The following is a 14,278-nucleotide window of genomic DNA, read 5'->3' on the forward strand; positions in this document are numbered from 1 at the left end:
TACAGACGTGTTTCGGGAGAACCCGATGACGCGCTGATGAGCATTCAGTGAACGGATGCCGCGAGCCGCACGAAATCGTCGATGCCGAGCTGTTCGCCGCGCAGCGTCGGGTCGATGCCCGCGGCCTCGAGCGCAGCCGACGCGGTGGCGGCGGTGCCGCCGAACAGCGGCGCGACCGCCTGTCGGAGCATCTTGCGTCGCTGCCCGAACGCGGCGTCGACGATCTGGAAGGTGCGGCGGCGAAGGGCCTCGTCACCCCGTGACACCGCGTCGCGCTCGAAGCCCACCAGGAGGCTGTCGACGTTGGGCACGGGCCAGAACACCTGACGTGAGACGGTTCCCGCGAGGCGCCAGGAACCGTACCAGGCGGCCTTCACGCTCGGGGATCCGTAGATCTTCGAGCCCGGTGCGGCCGCGAGACGCTCGGCGACCTCGGCCTGCACCATCACGACGCCGCGCTGGAGGTAGGGGAAGGTCTCGAGGAAGTGCAGCAGCACCGGCACACTGACGTTGTACGGCAGATTCGCCACGAGCACGGTCGGCACGCCCGGAAGCTCCGTCACGCGCATCGCGTCGGCGTCGACGACCGTGAGCGCCCCCTCGGCGACGCCGTGGCGGGCGGCGGTGACCGGGAGGTGTGCCGCGAGTCGATGATCGATCTCCACCGCGGTGACGCTCGCGCCGGTCTCGAGGATCGCGAGGGTGAGGGATCCGAGGCCGGGGCCGATCTCGACGACCCGTTCCCCCGGCTGCACGCGGGCGGCGACCACGATCTTGCGGACGGTGTTGGCGTCGACGACGAAGTTCTGCCCGAGCTTCTTCGTCGGAGTCACGTCGAGGTCGGCCGCGAGGGCGCGGATCTCGGCGGCACCGAGCAGGGTCACAGGCATGAGGACCAGCCTAGTTGCGACGCGCCGCGTCGCCCGGTGGACGACGCGGCGCGGGCGTCATGCGGCGGCCGCCGCCGCTGCCCGGGCCGCGGCAGGCAGCGCCTCGAGGATGCGGCCGAGAGCGGCGTCGTCGTGCGCCGCGGTGAGGAACCAGGCCTCGAACGCGGAGGGCGGCAGCGCCACTCCCGCGTCGAGCATCGCGTGGAAGAAGGCCGCGTAGGCGCCGGCATCCTGTCGGGTCGCGGTCTCGTAATCGGGCACTCCGGCGGCGACCTCGGCGCCGAAGAAGACGCTGAAGAGGGTTCCCGCGCGCTGCACGACATGCGGCATGCCCGCCGCGTCGAGAGCAGCCGACGCCGCGCCCGACACGGTGTCGGCTGCACGCCCGATGCGGGCGTAGACCTCGGCGTCCGCCAGGCGCAGGGTCGCGAGGCCGGCGGCCACCGCGACGGGATTCCCCGAGAGCGTGCCCGCCTGGTACACCGGGCCGAGCGGGGCGAGCAGGTCCATGATCTCAGCACGTCCCGCGAGCGCGGCGACGGGGAGCCCACCACCGACGACCTTGCCGAAGGTCAGCAGGTCGGGGGTGACGTCCTCCCCCGCGTCGCGCAGCACGCCCCAATAGCCCGCGGGGCCGGAGCGGAAGCCGGTCAGCACCTCGTCGCTGATGAGCAGCGCGCCGTGGCGCGTCGTCAGCTCGCGGAGGAACGTCGTGAAACCCGGCGCCGGCGGGACGACGCCCATGTTCGCGCCGGCCGCCTCGGTGATGACGGCTGCGATGCTGGGTCCGTGCTCGGCGAAGACGGCCTCGAGCGCGGCCTCGTCGTTGTAGGGCACGACGAGCGTCTGAGCGGCGATCGCCGCCGGCACGCCCGCGGATCCGGGCAGCGCGAGGGTCGCGAGCCCCGAGCCGGCCTGAGCGAGCAGACCGTCGGAGTGGCCGTGGTAGTGGCCCGAGAACTTCACGAGCAGATCCCGACCGGTCGCGCCGCGCGCGAGACGGATCGCCGTCATCGTGGCCTCCGTGCCCGTCGAGACCAGACGGACCTTCTCGGCGATCGGAACGCGCCGGCGGATCTCCTCGGCCAGCTCCGTCTCAGCCGGGGTCGAGGCCCCGAAGGACAGGCCGCGACGTGCGGCACCCACGACGGCCTCGATGACCTCGGGATGCGCGTGCCCGACGAGCGCCGGTCCCCAGCTCGCGACGAGGTCGACGTAGTCGCGCCCCTCCGCGTCGGTGACGTGGGCACCGCTGGCCGACACGTAGAAACGGGGGGTGCCGCCGACCGAACCGAAGGCGCGGACCGGAGAGTTCACCCCGCCGGGGATGACGGCGCGAGCGCGGTCGAAGAGGTCGTCGTTGCGGCTCATGCGAAGTCCTTACCGGCGCGGATCCAGTCCGCCACCTCTCGCGCCCAGTAGGTGAGGATGACGTCGGCGCCGGCGCGGCGGATGCCGACGAGCGACTCCGCGATGGTGCGCTCACGGTCGATGGCCCCGGCGCGGGCGGCGAGCTCGATCATCGCGTACTCCCCCGACACCTGGTAGGCCCAGACCGGCACGGTGGCGGCCTCGGCGACGCGGGCGAGCACGTCGAGGTACGGGCCGGCGGGCTTGACCATGACGTAGTCCGCGCCCTCGGCGATGTCCTGCATGGCCTCCGCGACACCCTCGCGGCCGTTCGCGGGATCGAGCTGGTAGGTACGGCGGTCGCCCTGGAGGGTCGACTCGACGGCATCGCGGAACGGACCGTAGTAGGCCGAGGCGTACTTGGCGGAGTAGGCGAGCAGCGCGACATCGCTGCGTCCGGCGGTGTCGAGCGCGGCACGGATGACGGCGACCTGGCCGTCCATCATCCCCGAGAGCCCCAGCACCTCCGCCCCGGCCTCCGCCTGCGCGAGCGCCATCTCGGCGTACACCTCGAGCGTCGCGTCGTTGTCGACCGAGCCGTCGGCGGCGAGCAGCCCGCAGTGACCGTGGTCGGTGAACTCGTCGAGGCAGAGATCGGCCTGCACCGTGATGCGCCCCGCCGCAGCATCGCGCGCCACGCGGATCGCGCGGTTGAGGATGCCGTCCGGAGCGACGGCGCCCGAACCCTCGGCGTCACGGACAGCCGGCACGCCGAAGAGCATGATGCCCCCGACGCCCGCGTCCGCGGCATCCGTCACGACGCTCGCGATGGCCTCGATCGGATGCTGCATCACCCCCGGCATGCTCGCGATGGGCTGCGGCGCGTCGATGCCCTCCTTCACGAAGACGGGAAGGACGAGCTGGGCGGCGACGAGGTGGTGCTCGGTCGACAGGCGCCGCATCGCGGGCGTGCGGCGGGTGCGACGCAGGCGCCGCTCGGGGAAGGTGCTCATGGGGAATCCTCTGCGGGTCGCGCGTCGAGCTCTGCGATCAGGGCGTCGACGCTCTGCGAGTGTGCGGTGTGGTGCACGGTGTAGCCGAGCTTCTCGGCGTCGCGCGTGGTGCCGGGTCCGATCGAGGCGATGAGCACCTCGGGCCCCGGGATGCCGACCTGGCGACGGAGCTCGCGGCCGACGCTCAGGGACGTGAGGAGGACGGTGTCGATCGCCCCCGACCGCACGTCGCGGGCGACCTCGGGGGCGAGGTCGACGCCGACGGTGCGGTACGCGATGCAGACGTCGACCTCGTAGCCCTGCAGCTCGAGCTCGTCGCTGATGACGGCCATCGCGAGGTCGGAGCGCAGGACCAGGCATCGTCCCGTCGACCGCGGCGAACGTCCCGCGCACCACTGGGCGATCATGTTGGTCGCCGACGAGGTGCCCACCGGCACGAACTCGACCTCGAATCCCGCATCCGCCACGGCCCGGGCCGTCGGTCGCCCCACGGCCGCGATGCGCGTGCCGATCGGGATGCTCACCCGCTGTGCCACGAGCTGCTCGACGGTGGCGGCGCTCGTGATGAAGACCCAGGCGTAGTCGCCTGCCGCCAGACGCGCGAAGGCTGCGTCGCGGGCTGCGAGGTCGCGCGGCGGCCGCGACTCGATGAGGGGGGCGACGACGCCCGTCGCTCCGCGCCGTTCGACCTCGGCGCGCACGCGCTCGCCCCACGCGCCGCCTCGGGGGATCAGGATGCGGCGCCCGTGGAGGCCCCCCGTCACCGGCTCGTCCCCGGCAGATCGGCGATGTCGGCGGCACCGCCGTCCAGCAGTTCGGCGACGACGTCCGCGGCGACCGTCTCGCGCGCCTCGGCCGATGCCAGGTCGTCGATCACGGCACGCTGCGACCGGACGGTGCGCGCACCGTCGGGCGCATACACCTCTGCGACGAAGACCGAGTCGGCGCCTACCCCGCTGACGGAGATGCCGACGGGTGCGGCGCACCCGGCCTCGAGCCGGCGCAGCACGGCGCGCTCGAGAAGGGCGCGCGAGGAGGATGCGGGGTCGTCGATGAGGGCGACGGCACGACCGATCGGGCCGTCGGCGTCCACCGCGCGGATCTCGACGGCCAGAGCGCCCTGGCCAGCCGAGGTCGGCCACTGATCGAGGGCGAACACCTCGCCGATCGCGGCGTCTCGCTCGATGCGGCGAAGCCCCGCCTCAGCCAGGACGATCGCGTCGTACTGGCCGTCGCGCATCTTGCGCAGGCGGGTGTCGATGTTCCCGCGGATGTCGCGGACGAGCAGGTCGGGCCGGCGCCGCAGCACCTGCGCGACGCGTCGCGGCGAACCCGTGCCGATGACCGCCCCGTGGGGCAGGGCGTCGAGGGTCGCGTCTCCCGCCGGGCCGCACAGCACGTCGCGCTGCGGGGCGCGCGGCGGGACGGCCGCGATCGTCAGTCCGGGGTAGGGCGCCGTCGGCAGGTCCTTCATCGAGTGCACGACGAGGTCGCAGTCGCCGCGCAGGAGCGCCTCGCGAAGCGCGGTGGCGAAGACTCCCGTGCCGCCCATCTGCGCGAGCGACCCTGTCAGCACGTCGCCGTCGGTCGTGATCTCGACGAGCTCGACGGCGATGCCGGTCGCGGCCGTGATCGCATCGGCGACGTGGCGCGACTGCGTCGTGGCGAGCAGGCTCGCGCGCGTTCCGAGTCGCAGGACCGGTGGTGCGAATCCGCCCGATGTCGTCTCGGCTGTCACGGTGCCACTCCCGCGAGCGCCGGCTGGAAGCCCAGACGCTTGTTCTCGCAGCATCCCGGACGGCACACGTCGTACCACGGCCCGAGCGGGGTCACGGCGGGCCGTTCCTCGACGGGCGTACCCTTCAGGCGCTCCTCGACGAGATCGACGAGACCGGCGACGTAGGCGGGATGCGTACTCGGCGATGCGGTGCGCACCGCGAACAGCCCGTGCTCCTCGGCGGTCTCCATCGCCTCGGTGTCGAGGTCCCAGAGCACCTCCATGTGGTCGCTGACGAACCCGAGCGGCACGATGAGCACGGCCTTGCGGCCGGCCGCGGGAAGCTCCGCGATCGCGTCGTTGATGTCGGGCTCGAGCCACGGCACCGAGGGCGGGCCGGAACGGCTCTGGAACACCAGCTGCCAGGGGCTCGTGGTGCCGAGCTCGGCGACGATCGCCTCGGCGACGGCGGTGTGCTGCGCGACATAGGCGCCGCCGGGACCGAACCCGCGCTCGGGCGGGCCGGAGCGGTCGGCGTCGGAATTGGGGATCGAGTGCGTCGAGAACAGGATCTCCACGTCCTCCTCCGCGATTCCGCGCTCGCGCATCTTCGCGAACCCGTCACGGATGCCGTCGACGAACGGCGCGACGAAGCCCGGGTGATCGAAGAACTGCCGGACCTTGTCGATCTCGACCTCGCCGGCGAGAGCGGTGGCCTCCATCGCGTCGGCCAGGTCCTCGCGGTACTGGCGGCACGACGAGTACGAGCTGTAGGCGCTCGTGGCGACCGCGATGACCCGGCGATGACCGTCGGCGTGCAGGTCGCGGAGCGCGTCGTCGACGTACGGCATCCAGTTGCGGTTGCCCCAGTACACCGGGAGGTCGAGCCCGCGAGCCGCGATCTCCGCCTCGAGCGCGGCCTTCAGCTCGCGGTTGTGCTGATTGATCGGCGAGACGCCGCCGAAGTGGCGGTAGTGGTGCGCGACCTCTTCGAGGCGCTCGTCGGGGATGCCGCGACCGGCGGTGACGTTGCGGAGGAACGGCAGGACGTCGTCCTGTCCCTCGGGTCCGCCGAAGCCGAGCAGCAGCAGGGCGTCGTACGAGGTCGGCTCGCTGACGTGGGGCGCGCCGCCGCACGAGGCGGGGCCGGCGGCGGGGACCGCGCAGCCGGGGGCGCACGCCGGCGCGCTCTGCGCGCGCGGGGGCTTGGGACGGAACTCGGCAGCGCTCATCAGGACAGGACCTCGGACAGCTCGGAAACCTCGACGCGCCGTCCCGTGTAGAACGGCACCTCCTCGCGCACGTGCCGGCGCGCGTCGGTCGCGCGGAGATCGCGCATCAGGTCGACGAGGCTGATCAGCTCGTCGCTCTCGAGCGGCAGCAGCCACTCGTAGTCGCTCAGTGCGAAGGTCGACACGGTGTTCGCGATGACGTCCGAGAACTTCGCCCCGCGACGGCCGTGCTGCGCGAGCATCGCCGAGCGCTCGTCCTCGGGCAGCAGGTACCACTCGTAGCTGCGCACGAACGGATACAGGCACAGCCACTCGCGGGCGTGCTCGCCCCGGAGATAGCCGGGCACGTGACGCTTGTTGAACTCCGCCTCGCGGTGCACGCCCATCGCGCTCCACTCGAGCTCGAAGGCGGCGAGGGCCGCGGTGCGGCGCAGCTCCCGCAGACCACGCTGCAGTGCCGCGGGGTCGTCGGCCGACCCCGGCGACGTGTGCAGCCAGACCATGAGGTCGGCGCCTGCGCGCATCCCCGTGACGTCGTAGAGCCCGCGCACCGTGACTCCGGCCTCGGGCAGGCCGGAGACGACGCGCTCGAGCTCGGAGAGGTCGGCGTCGGTCGGCGCCTGCGGCCGCGGGCGGGGACCGGCGAGGATCGCGAAGAGGGTGTAACCGAGCGGGATCTGTTCGGTCATCAGGACTCCTTTCGTGCGGAGGGAACGGCGAGAAGTTCGTGGGCGAGTGCGCGCGCGTGCGGGATGACCGACGCGAGGCCGGTTCCGGCGGCGACCGCGCCGGTGACGTGGATGCCGCGGGCGGCGGCATCCGTCACCGTCATCGTCCACGCGTCGGACTCGGCCGGCACGACCGCGTCGCGCCAGCGCGTGGTGATGATCTCGCCGATGTCGCCCCGATCCACGCGTGCGCCGGTGAGATGCGAGATCTCGCGCGCGACTGCTGCGGCGGAGTCGAGTCCGACGGTGTCGTCGGCGCGTGCCGAGAGGCGGACGAGGTGCGTTCCCTCCGGCAGGGCAGCGCGAGCCCAGGCCCACTTCGCGTCGATGTGGGTGAGGGCTTTGGCCGCCGTGCGGGCCGTGGGGGCGACGATGACGCCCGATCCGACGGGTTCGGCGGCGAGGTCGGACGAGGTGACGGCTGCCGTCAGCAGGCGGACCGCCGGCTGAATGGGCGCAGAGGCGGCCGCATCGATCGTCCCGCCGTCCTCGCCGAGAAGGGCCGCGGCTCCGCGCGGGCCGGTCGCGATGACGACGCGGCCGGCTCGAACGCGCTCGCCGCCCGCGAGGGCCACCCCCACCCCGGTACCGGAGCCCGCGTCGAGGCCCGCCACCGCGATGCCGGTCCGGATGACGGCGCCACGTTCGCGGGCCAGCGTCGCGACGGCATCGGCCAGGCGCCACATGCCGCCGGCGATCCCGCCGACGGCGGTTCCGCCGGGCGCGTTCGGGGCGACCTCGGCGGCGGCGGCGAGCAGCGAGCCGGTGCGCTCGAACGCCGCCCACATCTTCGGGTGCAGGCGCGGAAGGGGAACGGCCGCGGCGGGCTGCGAGTAGATGCTGCGGCACAGGGGGTCGACGAGGTCGTGGACCAGCCCCGCTCCCAGGCGCTCTTCGACGAGGTCGGCGAGTGAGGCGGTCGGGTCGATCGGCGCATCGAGCACTTCGGCCGACGCGCGCTCGGCGGCGCGGTCGCCGATGATCGCGACGACGTCGGGTGCGAGCGGATCGGCCGGGATGCCGATCACCGTGCGGCGCGGCAGCGGCAGGCGGCTCCAGCGTCCACCGCCGAGACCCGGCCCCCGCTGTGAGACGAGGTGCGCCGGACCCGAGCGCGGTGCGACCACCTCGAGCGGCAGCGCGAAGTCGGCGATGAGCCGCGGCACCGCGTCGGTGCGCTTGGCGAACGATTCGGCACCGAGGTCGATGTCGAGTCCGGCGATGCGACCGCGGCGCAGCATCCCGCCGATCTGGTCGTCCGACTCGACGACCGTCACGCGCGCGCCGGCGGTCGCGGCCTCGAGGGCCACGACGAGTCCGGCGATGCCGGCGCCGACCACGACGAGATCGGTGTCGGCGGTCACGCCGGCCGCCAGTCGTGCACCGTGCGCACCACCGAGCTGATGGCGTCGGGGTCGGCTTCCATGGGCACGCCGTGACCGAGGTTGAACACGTGGGCACGCGCGGCACGTCCGGCCTCGAGGATGCGCACGATCGCCGCATCCCGCACCGGGGCGGGGGCGAACAGCAGGGCGGGGTCGAGGTTGCCCTGCAGCGTCAGGTCGGACCCCACGCGACGCGCGGCCTCATCGAGAGGCACGCGGTAGTCGACCCCGAGCGCGTCGATGCCGATCGAGGCCATGTCGCGGAGGATCTCCCCCGTGCCGACGCCGAAGTGGACCAGGGGGATGTGGTCGATCCCCGCGCCCTCCGGAACGGCCAGGGCGCGGACGGCGTCGAACGACGACGCCGACGCCGGGAGGGCCGCGGCGCGGTAGTCCTCGGGGGGAAGGCCGCCGGCCCACGAGTCGAACAGCTGAGCCGCGCTCGCGCCCGACGCGACCTGCAGCGCGAGGAACTCCCCCGTCACCCGCGAGAGCCACTCGGTGAGCGCCCGCCAGGCGGCCGGATCCTCGTGGATCAGACGCCGGGCGGCGAGGTGATCCTTCGACGGGCCGCCCTCGACGAGGTAGGCCGCGAGGGTGAACGGCGCGCCGGCGAAGCCGATGAGCGGCAGCGGCTCGCCCCGCGATTCGGACTCCTCGGCGAGCATGTCGGTCGTCAGCTGCACGGCACGGGCGATCGCCTCACCGCGCTCGCGGACGAGCGCCGGATCGATCTCGACGGCGCGGGCGATGTCGGCGGCCGTGCGCAGCGGCTGCGCGAAGACGGGGCCGCGGCCGGCCGCGATCTCGACCTCGATGCCGAGGATCGCGAGCGGCACGATGATGTCGCTGAAGAAGATGGCCGCGTCGACGCCGTGGCGGCGCACCGGCTGCAGCGTGATCTCGCTCGCCAGCTCGGGCGTCAGGCAGGCCTCGAGCATGGTCCCCTGCGACCGCAGCGCGCGGTATTCCGGCAGGGACCTGCCGGCCTGCCGCATGAACCAGACGGGGGTCTTCTCGACGCGTTCGCCGAGCAGGGTGCGCACGAGCCGGCTCGAGCCGGTGGCGTGCGCGACGAGAGGGTGGGCGGATGCCGGAATGATGATCTCCTCGAATGAGTTAATCGATATACTAGTCACGATTCCAGGGGGTTCTTCCGCACGTGCTCGTCGCTCTCACCGCGCATCAGCGCTCCACGCCACTCGCTTCACTCGAGCGACTCTCCGTCATCGGAGACGAAGTCGGCACCCGGTTGACAGAGGCCCACGAGGCCATCCAGGGTGCTGTGGTCCTGGCGACCTGCAACCGCTTCGAGGCGTATTTCGACCTGCAGGACGACGCCGACTTCCCCTCGACCATCCCGGCCATGGATGCCGCGATGGAAGAGATCGCGAAGCTGAGCGACCTGCCCTTCCGCACCGTTCGAGAAACCGTCGACTTCGCCCACGGCAACAAGGTGGCCCACCACCTGTTCTCGGTGGCGTCGGGACTCGACTCCGTCGCGGTCGGTGAGGACGAGATCGCCGGCCAGGTGCGGCGCGCCCTCGACGACGCCCGCCGGGGCGGCCTGACCACCGCGCCCCTCGAGCACCTCTTCCAGCGGGCCACCGAGACCTCGCGCGCCGTGAAGAACAGCACGCGCATCGGCGAGTCCGGACGCTCGCTCGTGCGGCTGGCCCTCGAACTGGCCTCCTCGCGTGTCGCCGACTGGTCGGCGGCGCGGGTCCTGCTCGTCGGCACGGGGCGGTACGCCGCGGCATCCCTCGCCGCCCTGCGCGACAAGGGCGCCGTCGATGTCCGCGTCCACTCGAGGTCGGGCCGCAGCCGCTTCGCGCAGCGCGAGCACCTCGTCGCCGTCGACGCCGCGTACTACGCCGAGGAAGCGGCGGCGGCCGACGTCATCATCACGTGCACCACGACGACCGACACCTACGCGCTGACGGCCGCCGAGCACGCCGCGCGCCGCAGTGGCGCCGATCGCACGCAGCTGATCATCGATCTCGGTCTGCCGCGGAACGTCGAGCCCGCACTGCGCGACGTGCCCGACGTCGAGCTGCTCGACCTCGAGACCATCCGCATCCACGCGCCGATCGACGAGTTCGCCACCCTCGACGAGGCCCGCGAGATCGTCGCCGGCGCCGCGGCGCGGCACGCCGCCGCCCGGCGGGTGCACGAGGTCGCGCCCTCGGTCGTGGCGATGCGCGGGTACATCACCGGCATCCTCGACGACGAGCTCGATCGCGCCCGGCTGCGCGGTGAGTCACCCCAGGTCGAGGCGGCGCTGCGTCACTTCTCCGGCGTGCTGCTGCATCGCCTCATCGCCCAGGGACACACCCTCGCCTCCTCCGGGTCGGGAGCGGCGTGGGCAGACGCCGTGAGCACGGTGTTCCCCACCGCGAGCGCATCGCCCGCCCGTCCCGGCACGGTCCCGACCGAGAGCGCACCCGGCGAGGCCGAGGCAGGAGCCGACCGGTCATGACCCGGCAGGTGACCCTGAAGGACATCGCGGTGCGCGCGGGTGTCTCCACGGCCGCCATCAGCCAGGCCCTGAACGATCGCGGAAGCCTGCGTCCCGAGACGCGCGAACGCATCAAGGCGATCGCCACCGAGCTCGGATACCAGCCCAACAAGTACGCCGCCGCCCTCCGCAGCGGCCGCACGATGTCGGTCGGCTTCGTGGTGCCCCAGGACGCCGAGCTCGACCTGTCCAAGCGCGGCGCGCTGCACCGGAGCCGGCACATCGGAGCGCTCGTGAGCGCCGCCGCCGAGCAGGGCTTCACCGTCACGATGCTCCCCGCCGCGCGACCCGACCTGCTGCGCGGCGCGCAGATCGACGTCGTCTACTTCGCCGAGGTGGCCGCAGACGACCTGCTGCTGCGCGAGGCCGTCGCCCGCGGCATCCCCGTCGCCACCAACGACCTCTACGTCGACACCGAGCTGTCGATGACCGTGCGCACCGGCTACGACGAAGCCGTGCGCGCCGCTCTCGGCCTGCTCGAAGCCGGCGGCGCGCGCCGCATCGGCTTCCTCGTCGACGACGCCGGCTCACCCCGTGACGAGATCGGCGAGACCGCCTATCGCGCCTGGAGCACCGTGCGCGGCCGCGAACCCCTCGTGGCCTACCTGGACGCCGAGCACGGCGCGCTCCCCCGCCGGGTCGGCGAGCTGCGCGACGCCGGTGCCGATGCGATCTTCTCGTTCGCCGAGGAGGGTCCGGCGATCTACCTGCAGCTCGAGGAGATGGACTTCGTCATCCCGCGTGACATGCAGTTCGTCGCACTGTGCACGAGCGACTGCGCCGTCAACACCCGCCTCGGGGTGACGCACGTGTGCGTGCACCCGGAGCTCGCACCGGCGGCGATGTTCCAGGCGCTCAGCAGCATCCGCGACGCCGCCGCGCCCGACGTCGTCGACCTCCCGTGGGAGATCGTCCGCGGCTCGTCGACCCGCTGAGGCGCCGTCCCGTCGAACCCGGACCTCAGAACTCGCCGAGCTCAGAACTCGCCGTAGACCTCGAGCGTGTTCGCCGTCACCCGAGCCGCGAGCTCATCGACGCCGAGGCCGAGTTCCGCGGCCAGGAACCGCAGCGTCACCGGGATCAGGTACGGCGCATTCGGCCGCCCGCGGTGCGGGGTCGGCGTGAGGAACGGCGCATCCGTCTCGACGAGGATCCGCTCCAGCGGCGTCACCGCGAGGGCATCGCGCAGGTTCTGCGCGTTCTTGAACGTCACGTTGCCGGCGAAGCTCAGCCAGTAGCCGCGGTCGGCCGCGACGCGGGCCATGTCGGCGTCGCCCGAGAAGCAGTGGAACACCGTCCGCTCGGGGGCGCCGACGCGCTGCAGCGTCTCGAGAACCGCGTCGTGGGCGTCGCGATCGTGGATCTGCATCGCGATGCCGTGCTTCTTGGCGAGCTCGATGTGCGCCTCGAAGCTCGCGAACTGGGCGGGCAGCCCCTCCTCGCCCGTGCGGAAGAAGTCCAGGCCCGTCTCGCCGATCGCCCGCACCCGCGGCTGCGCGGCGAGCTCGTGGATGACGGCGATGGCCTCGTCGAGGCGGCCGGCTTCGGCGTAGACCGGCGCCTCGTTCGGGTGGATGGCGACCGCGGCGAGTACCCGGGGGTGGGATGCCGCAGCCCACGCCGACCACCGCGACGACTCGATGTCGCCCCCGGCCTGGACCACCCCGATGACGCCGACGGATGCCGCGAGCTCGAGCTGCTCCTCGAGTGAGCGCGGCTCGTCACCGTCCTCGATCTCGAGGTGGGTGTGGTTGTCGTAGACGGGGACGCTCAGCGGCTCCGGTGCATCCGGCCAGCGCACGTCGCGCGCCGCCTGAGACCGCTGCCGAACGTACTGCGACACGTCATCCGTCGGCGAGTCGACCATGCTCAGGCGGTCTGTTCGACGCGCGGGAAGAGGGGCGCGAGGCCGTTCACCGTCGTGCCGGCGGGGAGCACACCCCAGTTCCCGGCGTCTCGGAGCAGCTGATCCTCGAGGCGGGCGTCGATGCCGAGCGCCAGCCACAGCTTGCGCGTCGACTCGGGCATCACCGGTGAGAGCAGCACCGCGAGCGCCCGCAGGCCTTCGGCGGCCGTGTACAGCACGGTTCCCAAGCGCGCGCGCTGCGCCTCGTCCTTGGCGAGCGCCCACGGCTCGTTCTCGGTGATGTAGCCGTTCAGGGCGTCGACGATCGTCCAGATCGCTCCGATCGCCTCGTCGGGACGGAAACGCTCCATCGCCGCATCGGCCGCATCGACGGCATCGGCCACGACCCGCTGGATCGCACGGTCGCCCTCGGAGTACTCCGCCGGCGCCGGAACGATGCCCTCGTAGTAGCGCTCGATCATCGCGATCGAGCGCGAGGCGAGGTTGCCGAAGCCGTTGGCCAGCTCGGCCTGGTACCGAGCCGAGAGGTCCTCCCACGAGAACGAACCGTCCTGACCGAACGCGATCGCCGAGAGGAAGTAGAAGCGATAGGCGTCGGAACCGAAGACGTCGGTGATCTCGGTGGGAGCGATGCCGGTCAGCTTCGACTTCGACATCTTCTCGCCACCGACGAGCAGCCAGCCGTGCGCGAAGACGCCCCGCGGCACGTCGAGACCCGCCGCCATGAGCATCGCGGGCCAGATGACTGCGTGGAAGCGGAGGATGTCTTTTCCGACGACGTGATACGCCGGCCAGCGCCGGTCGAACTCGTCGGGGTCGGTTCCGTAGCCGATGGCGGTGGCGTAGTTCAACAGCGCGTCGACCCAGACGTAGATGACGTGCGACGGGTCCCACGGCACGGTGATGCCCCAGTCGAACGCCGAGCGCGAGATCGAGAGGTCCTTGAGCCCCGACTTCACGAACGACACGACCTCGTTGCGCGCGGATTCCGGGCGCACGAAGTCGGGCACGGTCTTGTAGAGCTCGAGCAGTCGGTCCTGGAACTCGCTGAGCTTGAAGAAGTAGTTCTTCTCCTGCAGCAGCTCGAGCGGCTTCGAGTGGATCGCGCACACCTTGAGGCCCTCGAACGCACCCGTGCCGTTCACGATCTCGGCCTCGGGCTTGAACTCCTCGCACCCGACGCAGTAGAGCGCGGCGTACTCGCCGGCATAGATGTAGCCGCGGTCGAAGAGGGTCTGCACGAAGACCTTCACGCGCTCCTCGTGGCGCTCCTGCGTCGTGCGGATGAAGTCGTCGTTGGCCACGTCGAGCGTCCGCAGGAGCGGGAACCACGACTCCTCGACGAGCTTGTCGACCCACTCCTGCGGCGTGACGTTGTTCGCCGCAGCGGCGCGGAGCATCTTCTGACCGTGCTCGTCGGTGCCCGTCAGCATCCACGTGTCATCGCCCGCCTGGCGGTGCCAGCGCGCGAGCGTGTCGACCGCCACCGTCGTGTACCCGTGCCCGATGTGGGGCAGGTCGCTGGGATAGTAGATCGGCGTGGTGATGTAGAAACTGCGCCCGTTGCTCACCCCGAGA

13 protein-coding genes are annotated in these 14,278 nt (G+C 72.1%); 2 read left to right on the plus strand and 11 right to left on the minus strand.

Annotated features, from left to right (window positions below):
- Positions 1-44: 44 nt before the first annotated feature.
- Genes rsmA through hemE form a run of 9 tightly spaced genes read right to left on the minus strand, consistent with a single transcriptional unit; the run spans position 45 to position 9,361 of the window.
- The gene (gene rsmA, locus ACPYN5_RS10485) at positions 45-890 is read right to left on the minus strand and encodes a 16S rRNA (adenine(1518)-N(6)/adenine(1519)-N(6))-dimethyltransferase RsmA (protein WP_424448919.1); all 846 of its coding nucleotides are present in this window, start codon (positions 888-890) and stop codon (positions 45-47) included.
- Positions 891-947: 57 nt separating this feature from the next.
- A complete protein-coding gene (hemL, locus tag ACPYN5_RS10490) occupies positions 948-2,261 on the minus strand; it encodes a glutamate-1-semialdehyde 2,1-aminomutase (protein ID WP_424448920.1) in 1,314 nt (437 codons plus the stop codon).
- The gene (gene hemB, locus ACPYN5_RS10495; RefSeq protein ID WP_424448921.1) at positions 2,258-3,253 is read right to left on the minus strand and encodes a porphobilinogen synthase; all 996 of its coding nucleotides are present in this window, start codon (positions 3,251-3,253) and stop codon (positions 2,258-2,260) included. The genes hemL and hemB overlap by 4 nt, the downstream gene beginning before the upstream one ends.
- On the minus strand, positions 3,250-4,017 hold the full coding sequence (locus ACPYN5_RS10500) for a uroporphyrinogen-III synthase (RefSeq protein WP_424448922.1): 768 nt from the start codon (positions 4,015-4,017) through the stop codon (positions 3,250-3,252). The genes hemB and ACPYN5_RS10500 overlap by 4 nt, the downstream gene beginning before the upstream one ends.
- Positions 4,014-4,991: a hydroxymethylbilane synthase gene (gene hemC, locus ACPYN5_RS10505; protein WP_424448923.1), complete on the minus strand. Its 978-nt coding sequence runs from the start codon at positions 4,989-4,991 to the stop codon at positions 4,014-4,016. The genes ACPYN5_RS10500 and hemC overlap by 4 nt, the downstream gene beginning before the upstream one ends.
- Entirely contained in the window at positions 4,988-6,202 is a 1,215-nt protein-coding gene (locus ACPYN5_RS10510; protein ID WP_424448924.1) for a ferrochelatase, read from the minus strand. The genes hemC and ACPYN5_RS10510 overlap by 4 nt, the downstream gene beginning before the upstream one ends.
- Entirely contained in the window at positions 6,202-6,891 is a 690-nt protein-coding gene (gene hemQ, locus ACPYN5_RS10515) for a hydrogen peroxide-dependent heme synthase (RefSeq protein ID WP_424448925.1), read from the minus strand. The genes ACPYN5_RS10510 and hemQ overlap by 1 nt, the downstream gene beginning before the upstream one ends.
- Positions 6,891-8,294 carry a protoporphyrinogen/coproporphyrinogen oxidase gene (locus ACPYN5_RS10520; RefSeq protein WP_424448926.1) on the minus strand — a complete coding sequence of 468 codons (1,404 nt, stop codon included), beginning with the start codon at positions 8,292-8,294 and terminating at the stop codon, positions 6,891-6,893. Before ACPYN5_RS10520 ends, hemQ begins: the two co-directional genes overlap by 1 nt.
- The gene (gene hemE / locus ACPYN5_RS10525) at positions 8,291-9,361 is read right to left on the minus strand and encodes a uroporphyrinogen decarboxylase (protein ID WP_424448961.1); all 1,071 of its coding nucleotides are present in this window, start codon (positions 9,359-9,361) and stop codon (positions 8,291-8,293) included. Before hemE ends, ACPYN5_RS10520 begins: the two co-directional genes overlap by 4 nt.
- 116 nt (positions 9,362-9,477) lie before the next feature.
- Here hemE and ACPYN5_RS10530 point away from each other — a divergent pair, with 116 nt between their 5' ends.
- Positions 9,478-10,794, plus strand: a complete 1,317-nt coding sequence (locus tag ACPYN5_RS10530) for a glutamyl-tRNA reductase (protein WP_424448927.1) — start codon at positions 9,478-9,480, stop codon at positions 10,792-10,794.
- A complete protein-coding gene (locus tag ACPYN5_RS10535; protein ID WP_424448928.1) occupies positions 10,791-11,768 on the plus strand; it encodes a LacI family DNA-binding transcriptional regulator in 978 nt (325 codons plus the stop codon). Before ACPYN5_RS10530 ends, ACPYN5_RS10535 begins: the two co-directional genes overlap by 4 nt.
- Positions 11,769-11,809: 41 nt before the next feature.
- On the opposite strand, the gene ACPYN5_RS10540 is transcribed toward ACPYN5_RS10535, so the two are convergent.
- Both ACPYN5_RS10540 and metG read right to left on the minus strand, forming a co-directional pair.
- On the minus strand, positions 11,810-12,700 hold the full coding sequence (locus ACPYN5_RS10540) for a TatD family hydrolase (protein WP_424448929.1): 891 nt from the start codon (positions 12,698-12,700) through the stop codon (positions 11,810-11,812).
- 2 nt (positions 12,701-12,702) lie between these two features.
- On the minus strand, positions 12,703-14,271 hold the full coding sequence (gene metG, locus ACPYN5_RS10545; protein WP_424448930.1) for a methionine--tRNA ligase: 1,569 nt from the start codon (positions 14,269-14,271) through the stop codon (positions 12,703-12,705).
- Positions 14,272-14,278: the final 7 nt, after the last annotated feature.

The organism is Microbacterium arborescens, assembly GCF_049707515.1.
Classification (GTDB): Bacteria; Actinomycetota; Actinomycetes; order Actinomycetales; family Microbacteriaceae; genus Microbacterium; species Microbacterium arborescens_B.